This is a genomic window from Leisingera aquaemixtae (assembly GCF_019801145.1).
In the GTDB taxonomy this organism is placed as follows: domain Bacteria; phylum Pseudomonadota; class Alphaproteobacteria; order Rhodobacterales; family Rhodobacteraceae; genus Leisingera; species Leisingera aquaemixtae_A.
On sequence record NZ_JAHVJQ010000012.1, the window covers coordinates 56,111 to 75,137 of the forward strand.

General features: G+C 65.3%; 15 protein-coding genes. 4 read left to right on the forward strand and 11 right to left on the reverse strand.

What is annotated here, in order from left to right:
- Positions 1–14: 14 nt before the first annotated feature.
- The 8 genes from hutU to repA all read right to left on the reverse strand — a co-directional run bounded on the left by hutU (position 15) and on the right by repA (position 10,466).
- Entirely contained in the window at positions 15–1,697 is a 1,683-nt protein-coding gene (hutU, locus tag KUW17_RS20605) for a urocanate hydratase (RefSeq protein WP_222482192.1), read from the reverse strand.
- Positions 1,694–2,479, reverse strand: coding sequence for an N-formylglutamate deformylase (gene hutG / locus KUW17_RS20610; RefSeq protein WP_222482193.1), 786 nt, complete (start codon positions 2,477–2,479; stop codon positions 1,694–1,696). The genes hutU and hutG overlap by 4 nt, the downstream gene beginning before the upstream one ends.
- Positions 2,476–3,999, reverse strand: coding sequence for a histidine ammonia-lyase (gene hutH, locus KUW17_RS20615; protein WP_222482194.1), 1,524 nt, complete (start codon positions 3,997–3,999; stop codon positions 2,476–2,478). Before hutH ends, hutG begins: the two co-directional genes overlap by 4 nt.
- Positions 3,996–5,204 (reverse strand): imidazolonepropionase, encoded by a 1,209-nt coding sequence (gene hutI / locus KUW17_RS20620; protein ID WP_222482195.1) that lies wholly within the window; start codon positions 5,202–5,204, stop codon positions 3,996–3,998. Before hutI ends, hutH begins: the two co-directional genes overlap by 4 nt.
- 116 nt (positions 5,205–5,320) lie before the next feature.
- Complete coding sequence (locus KUW17_RS20625) at positions 5,321–6,634, reverse strand: MFS transporter (protein ID WP_222482196.1); 1,314 nt, start codon at positions 6,632–6,634, stop codon at positions 5,321–5,323.
- A gap of 352 nt (positions 6,635–6,986) precedes the next feature.
- Complete coding sequence (gene repC / locus KUW17_RS20630) at positions 6,987–8,129, reverse strand: plasmid replication protein RepC (RefSeq protein ID WP_222482197.1); 1,143 nt, start codon at positions 8,127–8,129, stop codon at positions 6,987–6,989.
- A gap of 181 nt (positions 8,130–8,310) precedes the next feature.
- On the reverse strand, positions 8,311–9,291 hold the full coding sequence (gene repB, locus KUW17_RS20635) for a plasmid partitioning protein RepB (RefSeq protein ID WP_222482198.1): 981 nt from the start codon (positions 9,289–9,291) through the stop codon (positions 8,311–8,313).
- Positions 9,291–10,466: a plasmid partitioning protein RepA gene (repA, locus tag KUW17_RS20640; RefSeq protein ID WP_222482199.1), complete on the reverse strand. Its 1,176-nt coding sequence runs from the start codon at positions 10,464–10,466 to the stop codon at positions 9,291–9,293. The genes repB and repA overlap by 1 nt, the downstream gene beginning before the upstream one ends.
- Before the next feature lie 493 nt (positions 10,467–10,959).
- Here repA and KUW17_RS20645 point away from each other — a divergent pair, with 493 nt between their 5' ends.
- The 4 genes from KUW17_RS20645 (at position 10,960) to KUW17_RS20660 (ending at position 15,167) form a co-directional block, all read left to right on the forward strand.
- Positions 10,960–12,516, forward strand: a complete 1,557-nt coding sequence (locus tag KUW17_RS20645) for a trimethylamine methyltransferase family protein (RefSeq protein ID WP_222482200.1) — start codon at positions 10,960–10,962, stop codon at positions 12,514–12,516.
- A gap of 68 nt (positions 12,517–12,584) precedes the next feature.
- The gene (locus tag KUW17_RS20650) at positions 12,585–13,688 is read left to right on the forward strand and encodes a mandelate racemase/muconate lactonizing enzyme family protein (RefSeq protein ID WP_222482201.1); all 1,104 of its coding nucleotides are present in this window, start codon (positions 12,585–12,587) and stop codon (positions 13,686–13,688) included.
- Between the two features lie 13 nt (positions 13,689–13,701).
- Positions 13,702–14,436 (forward strand): SDR family NAD(P)-dependent oxidoreductase, encoded by a 735-nt coding sequence (locus KUW17_RS20655; protein WP_222482202.1) that lies wholly within the window; start codon positions 13,702–13,704, stop codon positions 14,434–14,436.
- Complete coding sequence (locus tag KUW17_RS20660) at positions 14,433–15,167, forward strand: SDR family NAD(P)-dependent oxidoreductase (protein ID WP_222482203.1); 735 nt, start codon at positions 14,433–14,435, stop codon at positions 15,165–15,167. The genes KUW17_RS20655 and KUW17_RS20660 overlap by 4 nt, the downstream gene beginning before the upstream one ends.
- Positions 15,168–15,263: 96 nt before the next feature.
- Here the strand turns inward: KUW17_RS20660 and KUW17_RS20665 are convergent, their stop codons facing one another.
- The 3 genes from KUW17_RS20665 to KUW17_RS20675 are packed head-to-tail and all read right to left on the reverse strand — an operon-like array spanning position 15,264 to position 19,021.
- Entirely contained in the window at positions 15,264–16,604 is a 1,341-nt protein-coding gene (locus KUW17_RS20665; protein WP_222482204.1) for an NAD(P)/FAD-dependent oxidoreductase, read from the reverse strand.
- Positions 16,601–18,100, reverse strand: a complete 1,500-nt coding sequence (locus KUW17_RS20670) for an aldehyde dehydrogenase (protein WP_222482205.1) — start codon at positions 18,098–18,100, stop codon at positions 16,601–16,603. Before KUW17_RS20670 ends, KUW17_RS20665 begins: the two co-directional genes overlap by 4 nt.
- 3 nt (positions 18,101–18,103) lie before the next feature.
- Complete coding sequence (locus KUW17_RS20675; protein ID WP_222482206.1) at positions 18,104–19,021, reverse strand: dihydrodipicolinate synthase family protein; 918 nt, start codon at positions 19,019–19,021, stop codon at positions 18,104–18,106.
- Positions 19,022–19,027: the final 6 nt, after the last annotated feature.

Below are 19,027 nucleotides of genomic sequence, written 5' to 3' on the forward strand. Positions count from 1 at the left end.
GGCGGGCTGAATTATCAGCCCAGGATGCCGGGCAGGTTCAGCCCGTGTTCGCGTGCGCAGTCCTTGGCGATGTCATAGCCCGCGTCCGCGTGGCGCATGACGCCGGTCGCCGGGTCGTTCCACAGCACGCGGCCGATGCGGCGGTCGGCGTCCTCGGTGCCGTCGCAGCAGATCACCACGCCGGAATGCTGCGAGAAGCCCATGCCAACGCCGCCGCCGTGGTGCAGCGACACCCAGGTGGCGCCGGAAGCGGTGTTCAGGAGCGCGTTCAGCAGCGGCCAGTCGGATACCGCATCGGAACCGTCCATCATCGCCTCAGTCTCGCGGTTGGGCGAGGCCACCGAGCCGCTGTCCAGATGGTCGCGGCCAATCACCACCGGCGCCGACAGCTCGCCGTTGCGCACCATCTCGTTGAAGGCGAGACCGGCCTTGTGGCGGTCGCCGAGGCCGATCCAGCAGATCCGCGCAGGCAGGCCCTGGAAGGCGATGCGTTCCTGCGCCATGTCCAGCCAGCGGTGCAGGTGCTCGTTCTCCGGGAACAGCTCCTTCATCTTGGCGTCGGTCTTGCGGATATCCTCCGGATCGCCCGACAGCGCGCACCAGCGGAACGGGCCGATGCCCTTGCAGAACAGCGGGCGGATATAGGCGGGCACGAAGCCGGGGAAGTCAAAGGCGTTCTCCAGCCCCTCCTCCAGCGCCATCTGGCGGATGTTGTTGCCGTAATCGACGGTGGGGATGCCCATTGCATGGAAGTCGCACATTGCCTTCACCTGCACGCGCATGCTGGCGCGGGCGGCTTTTTCAACCGCTTTAGGCTCTGATACCCGGCGCTCCTTCCACTCGCCCATGGTCCAGCCCAGCGGCAGGTAGCCGTTGACCGGATCGTGGGCGGAGGTCTGGTCGGTCACGATATCGGGGCGGATGCCGCCTGCCTCAGCGCGCTTCACCAGCTCCGGGAAGATCTCTGCCGCGTTGCCCAGAAGGCCCACGGATTTCGCCTCGCCCGCGGCGGTCCAGCGCTCGATCATCTCCAGCGCCTCGTCCAGGGTTTCGGCCTTCTCGTCCAGGTATTTGGTGCGCAGGCGGAAGTCGATCGAGTCCGGGTTGCACTCCACCGCCAGGCAGCAGGCACCGGCGAATACAGCCGCCAGCGGCTGGGCGCCGCCCATGCCGCCAAGGCCGCCGGTCAGGATCCACTTGCCCTTGAGGTCGCCGCCGTAATGCTGGCGGCCGGCCTCAGCAAAGGTCTCATAGGTGCCCTGCACGATGCCCTGCGTGCCGATATAGATCCAGGAGCCGGCCGTCATCTGGCCGTACATCATCAGGCCCTTCTTATCGAGCTCGTTGAAGTGGTCCCAGTTGGCCCAATGCGGCACCAGGTTGGAGTTCGCGATCAGCACCCGCGGCGCGTCCTTGTGGGTCTGGAACACGCCGACCGGCTTGCCGGATTGCACCATCAGGGTCTGGTCCTCGTCGAGGTTCTTCAGGGTCTCGACGATCAGGTCGAAGTCCTTCCAGGTGCGCGCGGCGCGGCCGATGCCGCCGTACACCACCAGCTCATGCGGGTTTTCCGCAACGTCGGGGTGCAGGTTGTTCATCATCATCCGCATCGGCGCCTCGGTCATCCAGGACTTGGCGGTGATTTCCGGGCCGGTGGGCGGGAAGATGTCGCGGGTGTTCTTGCGGGGATCGCTCATGCCGAGGGCCTCCAGTTTTTGAGATCAGTCAGAATGTTGGTGAGATGGGCGCGCAGTTGTTCCGCACGCTCCGGCAGATAGGTCCAGGGCGGGCTTTCCTGGCAGTAGGTCGCCTGCGCCAGTTCCATCTGGATCGCGTGGTAGCCTTCCGCAGGGCGCCCGTAATGGCGGGTGGTCCAGCCGCCCTTGAAGCGCCCGTTGAGGGTGGAGGTATAGCCCTCCGCCGCCTCGCAATGGGCCACGGTCAGCGCCTCGATCGACGCGTCGCAGGTTTCGCCCATGTTGGTGCCGACGTTGAAATCCGGCAGGCGGCCTTCGAACAGGAACGGAATGTCGCCGCGGATCGAATGGCAGTCATAGAGGATGGCAAAGCCGTGGATCGCCTTTACCCGCTGCAGCTCCGCCATCAGCGCCGCGTGATAGGGCGCATGATAAGCGTCGCGGCGGCGGGTGATTTCCGCCTCATCGGGTTCCTTGCCCTCCTGCCAGATCGGCAGCCCGTCAAAATCCGTGAGCGGCACCAAAGTAGTGGTGTTTTGCCCTGGATAGAGACTGATACCACCCGGATCGCGGTTCACGTCGATCACATAGCGGTGGATCGGCGTGCGGACGGTTGTGATGTCCCCTGCCAGCCCGGCATAGAGGTCGTGGATATGCCAGTCTGTGTCCGCCAGCGCCCGGCCCGTCTCATTGAGGCGGTCCCAGATTTCCGGCGGCACATCGGTGCCGGTGTGGGGCAGCCCCAGCACCAGCGGCGAGGCGCCTTGGGTCACTTCGATCATGCCGCCACCTTCACGCCTGCGGCATCCGCAACCCGGCCCGCGCGGACCATGGCGCTTGCAGCCTCGATGTCGGGCGCCAGATAGCGGTCCTCTGCCAGCGCGGGGATATCGGCGCGCAGCATTGCCAGAACGTCCTGCAGACGCGTTGAGGTTTGCAGCGGTGCGCGCGCCTCCACCCCTTGCGCGGCACACAGCATTTCAACGCCCAGGATCACCGACAGGTTGGCGTTCATCTTCGCCAGACGCAGCGCGCCGTGGGCGGCCATCGACACGTGGTCCTCCTGGTTGGCCGACGTGGGGGTCGAGTCGGTCACGCAGGGGTTGGCCAGATGCTTGTTCTCGCTCATTAGCGCGGCGGTGGTCACTTCGGCGATCATGAAGCCGGAGTTCAGACCCGGATCCGGCGTCAGGAACGGCGGCAGGTCGTGGCTCAGGGTCGGGTCCACCATCAGCGCCACCCGGCGCTGCGCGATGGCGCCGATTTCGGCCACCGCCAGCGCGATCTGGTCAGCGGCAAAGCCCACATATTCAGCGTGGAAGTTGCCGCCCGAAACGATCCGCCCCTCATTCACCAGCACCAGCGGGTTGTCGGTGACGGCGTTGGCCTCGATCTCCAGCGTCTTGGCGGCCATCCGCAGCACGTCCAGCGCCGCGCCCACTACCTGCGGCTGGCAGCGGATGCAGTACGGGTCCTGCACGCGCGTGTCGCCCTCGCGGTGGCTTTCGCGGATTTCCGATCCGTCCATGATGCCGCGCATTTCGCGGGCCACGTCAATCTGCCCGGCATGGCCGCGCAAGCTGTGGATGTCGGCCACCAGCGGCGCGGTGGAGCCCATGATGGCGTCGGTGGTGAGCGAGGCAATTGCCATCGACGCCTCAGCCATGCGCCAGGCGTCGAACAGCCCACCCAGCGCGCAGGCGGTGGAGAACTGAGTGCCATTGATCAGCCCCAGGCCTTCCTTGGGGCCCAGAACAATAGGCTCTAACCCGGCCTTTTTCAGCGCTTCCGCGCTGGACATGCGGGTGCCTTCGAACGTGGCCTCCCCTGCCCCGATCATCGCTGCCGCCATATGCGCCAGCGGCGCCAGGTCGCCAGAGGCGCCGACGGAGCCTTGCGACGGGATCACCGGCACCACGCCGCGCTCCAGCATCTGCTCGATCTGTTCGATCACCAGCCAGCGCACGCCGGAGGCCCCGCGGCCCATCGACAGGAGTTTCAGCGTCATCATCAGCCGGGTCTTGTCCTCCGGCAGCGCCTCCCCTACCCCGCAGCAATGGCTGAGGATCAGGTTGCGCTGCAGGGTAGCGGTGTCGGCCGGAGCGATCTTGGTCGAGGCCAGCTTGCCGAAACCGGTGTTGATGCCATAGACGGCTTCCTCACCCGCCGCGGCATCCGCCACCATCTGGGCAGCGGCCTCCACCGGCTCGCGGGCAGAGGCATCCAGTCGAGCCGGGGTCAGGTTGCGGTAGATATCTTCCAGCGTGGACAGCGTCACCGTGCCGGGGATCATCTCGATCATTGTTTGCCCTCATAGATACGGGTGTAAAGCGGGTTAAAGCCGATGCGGTAGGCCAGCTCGCCGGGCGTTTCCACGTCCCAGACCGCCAGATCGGCGCGCATGCCGGCGGAAATCTGGCCGCGGTCCGTCAGCCCCAGCGCGCGGGCGGCGTGCCGTGTGACGCCTGCCAGCGCCTCCTCCGGGGTCATCCGGAACAGGGTGCAGCCCATGTTCATCGTCAAGAGCAGCGAGGTCAGCGGCGAGGAGCCGGGGTTGCAGTCGGTCGCCAGCGCCATCGGCACGCCGTGGGCGCGGAAGTGCTCGATCGGCGGCATTTGCGTTTCGCGGATGGTATAGAAGGCACCGGGCAGGATCACCGCAACAGAACCCGCGGCGGCCATCGCCCTGGCGTCGTCTTCGGTGGCGTATTCCACGTGGTCGACCGACAGCGCGCCGTACTGCGCCGCCAGCGCGGTGCCTCCCTGATGGCTCAGCTGCTCAGCGTGCAGTTTCACCGGCAGGCCCAGCTCCTGCGCCGCCTTGAACACGCGTTCGATCTGGGCAGGCGCAAAGGCGATGTTTTCGCAGAAGCCGTCGACCGCATCCACCAGCCCCTCCGCATGGGCGGCGCGCAGGGCGGGGATGCAGACCTCGTCGATGTAGTCGTCGTCGCGGCCCTTGTATTCGCCGGGGGTGGCATGGGCGCCGAGGAAGGTGGTTTTCACCGTCACCGGGCGCAGCTCGGCCAGGCGGCGGGCGGCGCGCAGCATGTTGAGTTCGGTTTTCAGGTCCAGCCCGTAGCCGGATTTCACCTCCACCACCGCGGCGCCCTCGGCAATCAGCGCATCCAGACGCGGCAGCGCATCCTGCACCAGCTGCTCCAGAGACGCCTCGCGGGTGGCGGACACAGTGGAGACGATGCCGCCCCCTGCCCTGGCGACTTCCTCATAGGAGGCGCCGTTCAGTCGCATCTCGAACTCCATCGCCCGGTTGCCGCCAAAGACGATATGGGTGTGGCAGTCGATCAGACCCGGTGTGACCAGCCGTCCGGCCAGATCGACATGCTTCCAGGGAAAGTTGTCAGCTGACAATTCCTGCCGCGGCCCGGCCCAGACGATACTTCCGTCCGAGACCGCAACCGCACCGTCCTCAATCATCCCGTATGGCGTGTCCGTTCCGGCCATCGTGGCCAGCCGGGCGCCTGTCAGCACGTAGTTCCCTGTCACGGAATCCCCCCGAGTCGCGTTATTGCCGGTTTCGCAATAACCTACTCATTTAGAGGATTATGTCTAGTCATAAAATGATTAAACCGTACCCGCCCCCGGCGATCCAGGATTGCGTCTTATTGCGGCAGCCGCGGGTGCAGATCGTCGATGATGATCGGATGCGCATGCGGGTGGCCGCCCTGCAGATGCGGGTGATCCGGCGGCAGCTCCGGGTGGCTGTGCGCAACCGGGGCTGCGCTGTCCCGCGGCCACAGATGCTGCGCCGCTGCCAGCCCCGCGGCCGCCAGCAGCGCCAGCGCCAGCATCGCCGCTCCTGCCCCCCAGGCCGCCATCAGCCAGGCCGACAGCGGATAGAAGACCAGCCAGCAGGCATGCGACAGGGTGAACTGCGCGGCAAAGATCGCCGGCCGGTCCGCCGCATGGGCCGAGCGCGCCAACAGCCGCCCAGAGGGGGTCATCACCGCAGAGTAGCCGAGGCCGATCACGAACCAGGCGATTGCCAGCCGTGCAAACCCCAGCGGCTGCATCAGCGTGGACAGCGCCAGCAGCAGCAGCGCAGCACTCCCCAGGGCGCCGCCTGCCAGCATCACGCTGCGGTCCGGCAGACGCTCCAGCAGGCGCGGCAGCAGCATCGCCGACAGCATCGAGCCGCCGCCGAAACAGGCCAGCGCCAGCGCCACTGTGCTTTCGCCCTGCCCCATGCCGCCGCGCACCAGCACCACCGTGTTGACCAGCACCATCGCCGCCATCGCCGAAACCACCCAGTTGAGCGCCAGCAGCCCGCGCAGCCGCGGTGTCCGCAGATAGTTGCGGATGCCGCGGGTGGTGCGCTGCCAGATGGGCCGGGGCGCCTTGGGTTCCGGCGACGGCAGGGCAATGGACAGGAGCAGCAAGGCGGAGGCGGCAAAGCCGGCCGCAGTGCCCCAGAACAGTGTCGAGGAACTGACCAGAACCAGCAGCGCCGCGGCCAGCATCGGGCTCACCAGGCTTTCCAGCTCATAAGCCAGCCGCGACAGCGACAGCGCCTGGGTATAGTCCTTCTCCTGTGTCAGCACATCGGGGATCGTGGCCTGGAAGGCGGGTGTAAAACCGGCGGAGGCCGATTGCAGCAGGAAAATCAGCACATAGACCTGCCAGACCTCACTGACAAACGGCAGGCAGACGGCCACTGCCATCCGCACTATGTCCAGCGCGATCAGTATCCGGCGCCGGTCCACCTGCTCGGCCCAGGCGGCGGCGATCGGGGCCACGGTGACATAGGCCACCATCTTGATCGTCAGCGCGGTGCCCAGCACCAGCCCGGCGCGGTCGCCCGCCAGGTCAAAGGCCAGAAGCCCCAGCGCCACGGTGGCGAGGCCAGTGCCGCTGAGCGCCACGATCTGGGCCATGAAGAGATGCCGGTAGGTCCGGTACTTCAGGATGGAGAGCATGCAGGCTTTGCCTTCTGACTGGGAATGTCCCCGCCACTGTGGCCGCCGGCGAGTGCTGAAAGCAATGGTTCAATGCCGCCGGAACCCGAGACAAAGGTCAAAATTGTCAGCTGACAATTTCATACAGAAGGTGCCGGTTCCGGACTGCAGCAGAATGGTTTTCAGTCCAGGAAACTGCGCCGCTCCAGGTCCATACCCCATACGGAAACCGGCGCCGCGTGCAGAAGGGCGGCGCGCTGTCTTCAAAAGTTGTCAGCTGACAATTCACTTTTGGCTCCTGTTCTGGAGAAGCTGAAATCCGGAATTCACCGCGCCAATCCGGTCACTGACGACCGGCAGCTTGTGAAAATTGTCAGCTGGCAATTTCCGCCCGGGGTCCTGCCTGTAACAGCGCATTCAGCATCGGCGCGGTGGAAAACTGGCCTGCGCGCGCCTTTTGCGCGAGCCGCCGCAGATAGGCGCCGGGGCTGCGGATGGTGGAAAGCTTCTCCAGCATGCACATCACCGCTGTTGCCGCATCCTTGCGGCCCATGGCAGCGCGTGCGTCGCTCAGCACCGGCATCTCGATCCCCATCATCGGCGACAGGGTTTCGGCAATGCGGTCGGCATCCTGCCAGCTGAGCAGTGCGCCGGGGTAATAGGTCTGCACCTCGGGGCAGGCGCGCAAAACGGTGGCCAGATCACTCACATTCTCTGCATTGCCCGCCTTGCCGTCTGAAACATGGGTTTGAGGGCAGGGCGCTTTGGCCTGCGGCCCTTCAGAGTCAGAATCATTTTTTACTGAATCCTGTATGTGCCGCTCATTCTGGCTGCCGCGGGCGCTCATTTCGCGTGTTGCCAGCGGGGAGACCTGGAGGGTCTCTTCCGGCGCACAACTGGCAATTTCCGCGCGCAGGAGATCAGCCATTGCGGACAATTCGGTTTCGCAGGGCTTCCGGCGCAAGAGCTTGCGGGCAGCCTCCAGCAGTGTCTCTGCCGTCTCATCGGCGATTTCCAGCAGTTCCTGCCGCAGCACGGCAACGCGGTCGCGCAGAACTGCCAGGCGCTCGGCGCGTTCCTTGGCGTCCAATGCGGCGCCGAAGATCTGCGCGGCATGGCGGGCGAGGGGGGAGAGGTCGAAGCCGAAAGCCACCGCGGTGTCCTCGCCAACCCGGCGGGCGTAGCGCTTGCGGTTGGGGCTGTTCTTCCGGCTGACAATGCCGAGCCGGGTGAGGGCGGCCAGGTGGCGGCGCAGGGTGCTTTCGGGCATCCCGTTCAAGCGCTCCATCAGCTTGCGGTTTGACGGGAAGACGATGGCGCTATCCGGGTCCGCAGGCAGCGCGCGCTCCGGGAAGAACGTCAGCAGTGCCTTCAGCACGCCTAGAGTGCGGTGGCTCAGTTCAAATTCCGCGGCGGCGTGCGTCAGCGCAGCCAGAAGATCCCACTTGTCGTGGGCACCCGCCAGCCGGCCGCACGGATCCTGCCGCCCAAATGCGATTTGGGACGCCTGTTCCATGATTTTTTCACGAAAGACAAAAAATACCCGCCCCTGTGCGGCGCACAGAGTTGACACTGACGAGTCTGAGAGGCTATTCCAAAGGTGCTAAATCTGAGAACGGCCTTCTGGGATGTAATGTCCTGGGGGGCTTTTCTTTTGCCTGCTTACGTGCCTCCTGTCCTGTTTTCTCTGCTCTTCTTCAGTCTTCCGGCTGCTCGGGCTGGTCTTGCTGCCAGCGGCCGTGAAGCTCTGCCATGATCTCTTCCGCATGGGTGTCGAACCAGGCGTCGAAGCCGGGCGCGTCCTTGCCGGAGATCGTCAGGGTGATGCCCTTGGCGGTCGTCTTGATGCCCGCCACCGCGGCGCCGTTGCGGCCGGGCAGGGGGCGCTGTTTCGCCGGCGCCGGGGCAGGGGCCGGTTTGGCGGCCGTATGCGCATCCTGCGCCCGCTTCAGAACCGCCTCGAACCGGCCATCGGAGTCATGCGTCAGGAAATCGGGCGTATTGGAATAGGCAACCGCCCGGCCCCGCGCGCCGGGGTCCTCGAACAGCTTGACCAGCGTCATCCAGCGGTCGCGGCCGATGCCGGGGGCGGAGCCGATCAGCCGCAGGAAGGGCAGTGAGAACGCCGTGCCCACCTTGAGCATCCGCGACACCATCGGCAGGTCGATCGACAGCGCGGCGGCAATTGTCGGCCGGTCATAGCCGTCTTCCTGCAGCTGCGCCGCAAAAGACGCCTTCTCGATGAAGCTGAGGTCCAGGCGCGAGGTGTTTTCCTGCCCCTGCGCCATCACCAGCGCGTGGTCGTCGAGCTGCCGCACCATCGCCTTGACCGGCAGGCCGAGCTCGCGCAGCGCCTTCAGGCGGCGGCGGCCATAGACGATCTCGAACCGTCCCGGCGCCTTGGGATGCGGGCGCAGCAGAACCGGCACCTGCTGGCCGTAGGTCTGCAGGCTTTCGATAAGCTGGTTCTGGGCGGCGCCGTCGATGCCGAGCCGGTCCTCGTATCCCGCGTCGTCGATCAGCGCCGGATCGATCTCCTGCACCGCGCTTTCCTGCAGCTTGCTGAGCGAGGATTGCAGCGCCCCGACCGCGCCGCGCGGCATCATCTTGGGTTTCGGCCCCGGAGCGGATGCTGCGGGGCTGCTGAGTGCCGTGCTGAGAATGCCTTTGCGTGCCATCAACGCCTCCATGCCTGTTGAAGGAGCGATTCTATTTCATCGTTAACTTGATTCAGTGAATCGACCGCACGGTCATAGGTTGACCTGTGAAACTGGGATCTTTCGACCTCGTAGACCGTCTGCTGGGTCAGCCCCGCATCGGAAATCGCGGTGGATTTCAGCATCGGGGCGACCATGACTTCCTCGCCAAACAGCTGCCGCAGGAATGCAACCACCTGTTGCTGCGGACCATCGTTCGGCTCGTACCGGTTGATCAGGAACCGCAGGAAATCGAACTCCAGCGCGGCCCCGGCGTTGGAAACCACATCCAGCAGTTCGGCGGACATCTGCAGGAACTGCGACATCGAGGCGATGTCGAGCATGTTCGGCACCACGGTGATGATCACGCCGGTCGAGGCGCAGAGCGCCGACATGGTGAGATACCCCAGCTGCGGCGGGCAGTCGAAGATGATCACGTCGTAATCCTTCTCGACCTCCTCCAACGCCGCCGCCATGCGCGAGAAGAACGCGGGCTGCACGTTGTTGATCAGCGCCTGCGGGGTCTCATGCTCGAACTCCTGCAGGATCAGCCCGCCGGGGGCCAGGTCCAGATTGGCGAAATAGGTCTGCTGGATGATCTGGCGCAGGGGCAGGGGGTCGTCATAGCGGATTGCGTCATAAATCGTCCCTGTTTCGAGGAAATCGACCTCTGGCCGGTAGCCGAAAAGCGTCGTCAGCGACGCCTGCGGGTCGATATCCACCGCCAGCACCCGGTAGCCCTTGAGCGCCAGCCGCTGCGCGGTGTGGATCGACGAGGTGGTCTTGCCCGAGCCGCCCTTGAAGTTCAGGAACGACAGCACTTGCACCTTGTCGCCCTCGCGGCGGCCGCGCAGGTAGGTGCCGGGGGTCTTGGCCGCGGCATCCAGGATCTTGCGCATTTCCAGCAGATCGGCAGCGGAATAGTGGCGGCGGCCGCCGGGCGTGGTGTGCACCTCGGGGAATTTGCCGTCGAAATGCAGCTTGCGCAGGAAGCTGGGAGAGATCCCCAGCATTTCCGCCGCCTCGCCGGCGCTGAACAGGCGCAATTCTTTCCTTGCATCCGGTGCGAAACTGGCCAGCATGTGGCTGTTGAGGGCCGCACTGAGGTTCTCCGCGTTCTCGCGGATACGCTGATTGATGTGGAGTGCTACTGCCACCTGCTGCCCTCTCGATAGTAACGCTGTTTTGCGTCAGCGCCTTATTTATCGTTTCTATACGCAATGCGAGCAGCGTTTTGCAATAGATTCCTTCATTTACAGGTTGCAGAAGGGCCGTGTGGCGGTCTGCCGGATTGCAAGGAAAACTGCAACTTTTCCGTTAACACGCTGAAATATATTCGTTTTCGCCGGTTTCCACCGCACGGGGCAGGGGCGGGCGCAAAACCCGGTGCGGCTTTGCATGATGCGCAGCCCATGGCTGCCGGGGTGAGTCGCGCCGGGCGCGGAAAATCCTGTGTTGCAGCAAAATCAGGCTCTAAACAGGGTTTGCGCCGGGCCGGAGGGGCAGGTCGTCCGGGCAGGGCCGGGCGAGGCAGACCGCGCCAGGACGGTTCCGCGGGCTGGAGTGTCGGTTTTTGCAACCGGATTTCGCAATCCTGCAGGTGAAACCCGATTCATTTGGTGAAACTCACCGTCAAAGGAGACCCCTGCGATGACTGAGCAAGCCACTGCCACCCGCGCCCGCTCCGGCGGCCGCAACGCCCGCCGCGCCCTGCGCACCGCCCCCAAGTTCGACATGCTGCCGGGCCTCACCCGCAATATTCCCTGGTGCGAGGTGATGGACGGCGCCCAGGTCGAGATGATCGACAACGCCTCGATGGATATTTTGGAAAACGTGGGCGTCCAGTTCCGCGACCCGATCGCACTGGAGGACTGGAAACGCGCCGGCGCCAAGGTCGTGGGCGAACTGGTCTATCTGGACCGCGGCCTGGTGCGCGAGTTGATCAAGACCATCCCCAGCGACTTCACCTATCACGCGCGCGACCCGAAAAAGAACGTGCGCCTGGGCGGCAAGCATTCGATCTTTGTGCCGATGACCGGCGCGCCGTTCCTGCGCGATCTCGATGATGTGCGCCGCAACCCGATGCTGGACGACCTGGCGATGTTCCACAAGCTGGCGCATATGATGCCGGCCCTGCACTCCTCGGCGCATCACATCGTCGAACCTTATGACCATCCGATCAGCCAGCGCCATCTGCGGATCACCTATTCGTCGATGAAATACTCCGACAAGATGTTCATGGGTATGACCACCAGCCCCAAGAACGCCGAGGACGTGATGGACATGTGCGCCATTCTGTTCGGCGAGGAGTTCCTGGAGGATCACCCGGTCACCACCGGCAACTGCAACGGCAACTCGCCGCTGGTCTGGGATGAAACCATGCTGGGCGCGATGCGGGCCTTCTGCAAGCGCAAGCAGCCGGTGCTGTGCTCGCCCTTTGTTCTGGGCGGCGCCAACACCCCGGCCTCGGTCCCCGCCACCGTGGCGCAGTTGAATGCCGAGGCGCTGTCGGCGCTGGCTTACACTCAGGTGATCCGCAAGGGCGCGCCGGCGATCTACGGCCATTACCTGTCGACCGTCAGCATGAAATCCGGCGCGCCGATGGCGGGCACGCCGGAGATCAGCCTGATGAACTTCATGATCGGCCAGATGGCGCGCTACTACAACGTGCCGTGGCGCACCTCCAACACCCTGGGCGGGGCCAAGACGTTCGACGCGCAGGCGGGGTACGAATCCGCCACCACCCTGTCGGCGGTGATCCATGCGGGCGCCAACTACATCTGGCACTCGGCAGGCTGGAACGAGGCCGGCATGCACTGCTCTGTCGCCAAGTTCATCGTCGATGCGGAGCAATGCGCGATGGCTTACCGGATGGCGGAAGGCCCCAAGTGGCACGACTTCGACCAGGCCATTGCCGCGGTTCCGGATGTCGGCCCCGGCGGCCACTACCTGGGCCACCCGCACACTCAGGAGAACTTCCAGGAGGCGTTCTTCATGCCGGAGCTGTTCGACAACAACTCGATCGAGCAATGGCAGGCCGAGGGCAGCGTCGAGATCACCGAACGCGCCCTGACCCGCGCCAAGAAGCTGCTGGCGGAGTACCAGGAGCCGAAGCTGGACGAGGCCAAGAACGAAGAACTGCTGGATTACATCGCCCGGCGCGAGCGGGAAATCCCCGCCGCGGATGAGCTGAACCAGAGCTACTAGGCTTCCTCCCCGACTGGCCCGCCCTGAACGATAGAGGGCGGGCCTTTTTTTCCATCAGGGCAAAACACATGAAAATCGCGGAAATCCATATCTATCAGCATGATCTGCCGGTGAAAAACGGCCCCTACACCATGGCCAATGCCGAGGTCTGGGCGCTGGACACGACGCTGGTGAAACTGGTGGCCGACAACGGGCAGACCGGCTGGGGCGAAACCTGCCCGGTCGGCCCCACCTACGCCGAGGCCCATGCCGGCGGCGCACGGGCGGCGCTGATTGCGATGGCCGAGGGCCTGATCGGTGCTGAGGTGGCGCCCGTGACCCTGCACCGGCGGATGGACGGGCTGTTGAACGGCCACAACTACGCCAAGGCTGCCATCGACATTGCTGCGCATGATCTGCTGGGCAGGCACTTGGGGGTCAGCGTCTCAACCCTCTTGGGCGGCGCGGCCACGGACCGGGTGCCGTCCTACTATGCCACCGGCGTCGGTGCCCCGGACGACATTGCGCGCCTCGCGGCAGAGAAACTGGAAGAGGGCTATCCCCGCCTTCAGATCAAGGTCGGCGGCCGCCCGGTGGAGTTGGATATCGAGACCATCTGCAAGGTGTGGGAGAAGATCGGCGGTTCGGGGATGCGGCTGGCGGTCGATGGCAACCGCGGCTGGACCACGCGGGACGCGCTGCGCGTCAGCCGCGAATGCCCCGATGTGCCTTTCATCATGGAACAGCCCTGCAACACGCTGGAAGACCTGCAGAAAATCCGCCCGCAGATCAGCCACGGTCTCTATATGGACGAAAACAGCACCAGCCTGAACACGGTGATCACCGCGGCCGGAACCGGGCTGGTGGACGGCTTCGGCATGAAGGTCACCCGCATCGGCGGGCTGCATCCGATGCGCGCCTTCCGCGACATTTGCGAGGCCCGCAACCTGCCGCATACCTGCGATGACAGCTGGGGCGGCGACATCATTGCTGCCGCCTGCACCCACGTCGGCGCCACCGTGAAGCCGGGGCTGCTGGAGGGCGTCTGGCTCGCCGCCCCCTATATCGAAGGCAACTATGACGCGGAAAACGGCATCCGCATCGAGGGCGGCCATATCGCGGCGCCGCAGGGGCCGGGCCTGGGCATCACCCCGGACGAGGGCCTGTTCGGCGCGCCGGTGGCATCCTTCTGATTGGAGAGCATGAATGGATTTTCAGGGAAAAGGCGCGCTGGTCACGGGGGCCGCGGGCGGCATCGGGGCTGCCATTGTCCAGCGATTGCGCGCGGCAGGCGCCAGGGTTGCCGTCGCTGACCGCGACACCGCGGGGATCGAGGCCGAGGCGCATCTGCCGGGCGATCTGCTCGACGCCGAATACGCAGGCGCGCTGCCGCAGGCCGCCCATCTGGCGCTTGGGCGTTTGGACATTGTCATCAACAACGCAGGCGTCATCACCCGCGGCCCGGTCACTGAAACCTCGGACGCCGACTGGGCGCTGTCGATGGGGGTGAATGTGGAGGCGCCGTTCCGCATCTGCCGCGCCGCGATCCCGATCCTGGCGCGCAACGGCGGCGGCGCCATCGTCAACACCGCGTCCTGCTGGGGCGGCAAAAATCCGGGGCCGGACCATGCGCTCTACTGCATGACCAAGGCGGCGATTGCGTCGCTGACGCAATGCATGGGGATGGATCACGCGCATCAGGGCATCCGTATCAACGCGGTCTGCCCAAATGAGGTGAACACGCCGATGCTGCGCACAGGGTTCGAAAAGCGCGGCTTCGACCCGGACACCGCGGTGGCGGAGCTGGGCAGGACGGTGCCGCTGGGCCGGATTGCCGAGCCGGAGGATATCGCCGATGTAGTGCTGTTCCTGGCATCAGACGCGGCGCGCTACATGTGCGGCGCGCTGGTGGAGGTGAACGGCGGGAAACCGGTGTCATGATGCGGTTTCAGGGCAAGGTGGCGCTGGTCACCGGCGGCCGCAGTGGCATCGGCCAGGCAATCGCCCGGAGGCTGGCAGGCGAGGGCGCGCGGGTGTTCACCGCGCAGCGCGGCGCGGATGCGGAATTCGAGGCGATCCCGGCCGATTTCACCGACCCGGACAGCCCCGCGCAGGCGGTGGCGGAGGCCGTGGACAGGGCAGGGGGCCTTGATGTGCTGGTCAACAATGCCGGCATGATGCAGGAGGCGCGGGTCGAGGACATGAGCCTTGCCGACTGGCAGCGCAATCTGACCGTGAACCTGACCGCGCCCTTCCTAATGATCCAGGCGGCGCTGCCCCACTTGCGCAAGTCCCGCGGCAGCATCGTCAACACCGGCTCTATCGAGGGGTTGGGCAGCAATCCCGGCCACGCCGCCTATTGCGCCTCCAAGGCCGGGCTGCACGGGCTCACCCGCGCGGTTGCGGTGGATCACGGGCACGAGGGCATTCGCTGCAACGCGGTGGCGCCGGGCTGGATCGATACCGAGCTGAACCTGGACTTCATCGACGCGATGCCGGATCCGGAGGCCTTCCGCCGAGATATTACCCGCATCCACCCGGTTGCCCGCACCGGCAAGCCGGAGGAAGTGGCGGCGCTGGTGGCCTTTCTGGCCTCTGAAGATGCGGGCTTCATCACCGGTCAGGTCTACACCGTCGACGGCGGACGGATGGCCAAGCTGAGCCTGCCCTGAGCAGAAAAACGGGCCTCCAAGGCCCGGATCCTTCTTCATCTGGCTGAAAATATCCCGGGGGAGGCCGCAGGCCGGGGGCAGCGCCCCCTCAACCTGCTATTCCTTGCCGGACCGCCATTCCTTCCACCGCAGATAGGTATTCGCGCCAAGCGAGGCGAAGGGTTCCGGCGGCAGTTTGGGCGGCATCGGCTGGGCCAGGAAATGGCTGGCGACCGGAGACCTGCCCTGCATCAGCAGTTCGGCAATGCCCATCCCCTGCAGGGTGCCGCGGGCGATGCCGAGGCCGTTCTGGCAGCATGCGGAATAGACGCCCTGGTCCAGCTCTCCGAACGCCGCAGATCCGTTGCGGCTGAGGCAGAGCATACCGGCCCAGCGGTGCTCCATCCTGACGCCGTCCAGCTGCGGAAACCGCTCCTTGAACTTGCGGTCCTGCACCCGGCCGGCGCGGCGCAGGCGCATCTCGCTGGTTTCAATCGTTGGATGAAAGCTGGAGCAGGTGCGGACCAGGATCCTGTCACCGTAGGAGCCGGAAATCCGCCGCACAGAGGTGCCCATCGGGTCCGCGGGCGTGACCGACCAGCGGGGCGTGCCGCCCAGCCGTTTGATCTGCTCCGGCGTCAGACGTTCGGTCATCGAGGCATAAAGGCAGATGTGCATCAGGCGGCGCTGGTAGAAACCGAAGCTTTCCAGGTGGCCGTTGTTGGCCAGGATCACGCTGCCGGTGCTGATGCGGCCCTTCGGGGTGCTGACGCTCCAGCCGTTGCCCTGTTTCCGGAACCCGGTGGCAGGAGTGTTTTCAAAGACGCTGATCTGCCCTGCCAGATGCGCCGACAGGGCGCGGATATAGGCGGCGGGCTGGATCATCACCGTGCCCGGCGCATAAAGGCCGGAAGTGTAATGAGGGCTGCCGGTGCGGTTCTGCATCTCCTGCCGGTTCAGCAGCTGATGCGGCTCGCCCAGCCGTTCCAGATGGGCGGCGAAATCGCGGTTGTGCCGGTCGCCTGCGGGGGTGGCGGCGGCGTTGATCTTGCCTGCGGGGTCGAACATCTCCTGCGGCAGGGCGCAGTCCTCGGCCACTTCGGTGGCAAAGGCGATGGCCTTGCGGTTCATGGCAATCGCGGCCTTGTCGGCCTCTAGCCCCGATCCGGCGTAGTTGTCGGAGGCCAGATCATGCGGCAGGTCGATCATGAAGCCGGAATTGCGCCCGGCGGAGCTTTCGGCGAACCGCCCGGCCTCCAGCAGCGCCACCTTCAGCGAAGGGTCCAGCTGGTGCAGGCGGCGGGCGGCGGAAAGGCCCGCAAATCCGCCGCCGATGATGGTCACATCGGCGGTCAGATCACGGTCCAGCACCGGCAGCGCGTCCTGCGGCGGCAGGATGGCATTCCATCCCGCCGCGCCGGTCTGCCGGGGCAGGCGTCTGGCGGTGTAGGCGGTCAATCCACGGCCTCGTCTGCATCGTCGGCCAGGTCGATCCAGATGGTTTTCAGCTGGGTGTACTGGTCATGGGCATGGACGGAGTTGTCGCGGCCGCCAAAGCCGGACTGTTTGTAGCCGCCGAAGGGCGTTGAGATGTCGCCCTCGCCAAAGCTGTTCACCGTCACCGTGCCTGCGCGGATCGCCCGCGCTCCGCGGATGGCGCGTTTTGCATTGGCGGTGAAGATCGAGGCGCAAAGGCCGTACTGGGTGTCATTGGCGATGCGGATCGCTTCGTCAAAGCCGGTGACTTCGATCACCGACAGCACGGGGCCAAAGATTTCCTCGCGCGCCAGCACCGCGTCATTGCCCGGCACCTCGACGACCGTGGCCTCGACAAAGGCGCCGTCATGCGCCTTGCCGCCCAGCACCACGTTTTCGGCCTGTTCCAGATAGCCGCAGACCTTGTCGAAATGCGCAGATGAAACCAGAGCGCCCATGCGGGTTTCCGGGTCCAGCGGGTCGCCGGTGTTCCAGGCCTTGGCGTGATGGGCTATGCGCTCCAGCAGCTCTGCCTTGACGTCCTTGTGCACGATCAGGCGCGACGAAGCCGAGCAGTTCTCGCCCATGTTCCAGAACGCGCCGTTCACGATATGCTGGGCCACCCGGTCCAGGTTCTCGGCGTCGTCCATCACGATGGCGGGGTTCTTGCCGCCCATCTCCAGCACCACTTCCTTGGCGTTGCTTTCCGCCGAATAGCTGAGGAAGCGCTTGCCGGTCACGGTGGAGCCGGTGAAGGAGACCATGTCGATATCCATGTGGCGGCCGATGGGTTCGCCCACCTCGGCGCCGCCGCCGGGCACCACGTTCAGCACACCGCGCGGCAGGCCGGCTTCCATTGCCAGCTCGGCCACCCGCAGCGCGGTCAGGGTGGTCTCGGCGGCGGGTTTCACCACCACGGAGCAGCCAGCGGCCAGCGCCGGGCCGATCTTCCACGCCAGCATCAGCAGCGGGAAGTTCCAGGGCAGCACCAGGCCGACCACGCCAATGGGTTCACGCACCACCATGGCGATGTGATCGTCCGACGCTGGCGAAACCTGGTCATAGATCTTGTCGATGGCTTCGGCGTGCCATTTCAGGCAGTGGATGGTCTCCGGCACATCGACGGTTTCGCAGTCATAGATGGTCTTGCCGCTGTCGAGGCTTTCCATCACCGCCAGTTCATGGGCGTTGCGGGTCATCAGCTTGGCAAGCCGGATCAGCACGTCCTTGCGTTCGGAGGGGTGCAGACGGGACCAGCGGCCGTCGTCGAAGGCTTCGCGCGCCTTCTCAACCGCGACATCCACATCCGCGGCACCGCATGCTGCGATGTCCGCCAGCTTCTCGCCGGTTGCCGGGTTCACGGTCTCGAAGGTCTTGCCTGAAGCCGCCGGGCAAAACTTGCCGTCAATGAACGCACCTGTGGGCAGGTCCAGATTGGCGGCAATGGATTTGTATTCGTCCTGGGTCAGCAGCGTCATGGATCAGCCCTCCGCCTCGATATCTGCGATTTTCTGTTTCAGCACCCGCACGACCTGTTCCAGCGCGCGTTTGTCGTCCTTGTTCAGCCCCTTCAGCGGCGCCCGCATGGCACCGGCCGCGATGCCGTTCATGGTGACGCCGTGCTTGATGGTCTGGATGAATTTGCCGCCCTGTTCGAGGACGCGCATCAGCGGCATCATTGCCGACATGATGCGGCGGCCCTTGGCAAAATTGCCCTCGATCACGCAGGCATTGTACAGCGCGACGTGCTCCTTCGGCAGGAAGTTCGAGCCGCCGCAGACCCAGAAGGGCGCGCCCCAGGCAAAGAATTCCAGCGCCTGGTCGTCCATGCCGCAGCCCAGCTGGATGTGGGGGTAGTCGCGGGCCAGCAGGTGCACCCGGTTGATATCGCCGGAGCTTTCCTTGATGCCGCAGAAATTGCGGGAGCGCCCGACGCGGTCGAGGAACTCCTCTCCCATCATGGTGCCGGTGCGGTGCGGGTAGTTGTAGAGCATCACCGGCAGGTCAGCGGCCTTGTCGATGGCCAGCGCGTTCAGCGCGTTTTCGCGGTCGGTCGGGACCGAGTAGGGCGGCGAGGCCAGCAGGATCGAATCCGCGCCGATTTCCTTGGCGCCGGTCGCCAGAGCGATGGAGTCGCTGGTCAGCATGGCGCCGGTGCCCACCACCAGCGGCAGGCGGCCCGCCAGCCGTTCATGGGTGAAACGGGCCAGCGCGATACGCTCCTCCACGGTCTGGGCATAGTTCTCGCCCGTCGAGCCGCCGGAGATCAGCCCGTGCACGCCGTTCTCAACCAGGTATTCGATCACCTCGGCCAGCGCGTCCCAATTGACGCTGCCGTCCTCGAAATGGGGCGTCACGACGGGGGTGTATATCCCCTCAAACCGGAATATTGGGGTCATCTCGTC

Coding starts and splice junctions, on each gene's coding strand:
- hutH (WP_222482194.1), bottom strand. CDS start 3,999: ATGATCGAGATGATCCCCGGCACGGTGACGCTGTCCACGCTGGAAGAT.
- hutU (WP_222482192.1), bottom strand. CDS start 1,697: ATGAGCGATCCCCGCAAGAACACCCGCGACATCTTCCCGCCCACCGGC.
- KUW17_RS20625 (WP_222482196.1), bottom strand. CDS start 6,634: ATGCTCTCCATCCTGAAGTACCGGACCTACCGGCATCTCTTCATGGCC.
- KUW17_RS20650 (WP_222482201.1), top strand. CDS start 12,585: ATGAAAATCGCGGAAATCCATATCTATCAGCATGATCTGCCGGTGAAA.
- KUW17_RS20675 (WP_222482206.1), bottom strand. CDS start 19,021: ATGACCCCAATATTCCGGTTTGAGGGGATATACACCCCCGTCGTGACG.
- KUW17_RS20660 (WP_222482203.1), top strand. CDS start 14,433: ATGATGCGGTTTCAGGGCAAGGTGGCGCTGGTCACCGGCGGCCGCAGT.
- hutG (WP_222482193.1), bottom strand. CDS start 2,479: ATGATCGAAGTGACCCAAGGCGCCTCGCCGCTGGTGCTGGGGCTGCCC.
- KUW17_RS20670 (WP_222482205.1), bottom strand. CDS start 18,100: ATGACGCTGCTGACCCAGGACGAATACAAATCCATTGCCGCCAATCTG.
- KUW17_RS20655 (WP_222482202.1), top strand. CDS start 13,702: ATGGATTTTCAGGGAAAAGGCGCGCTGGTCACGGGGGCCGCGGGCGGC.
- KUW17_RS20645 (WP_222482200.1), top strand. CDS start 10,960: ATGACTGAGCAAGCCACTGCCACCCGCGCCCGCTCCGGCGGCCGCAAC.
- repC (WP_222482197.1), bottom strand. CDS start 8,129: ATGGAACAGGCGTCCCAAATCGCATTTGGGCGGCAGGATCCGTGCGGC.
- repB (WP_222482198.1), bottom strand. CDS start 9,291: ATGGCACGCAAAGGCATTCTCAGCACGGCACTCAGCAGCCCCGCAGCA.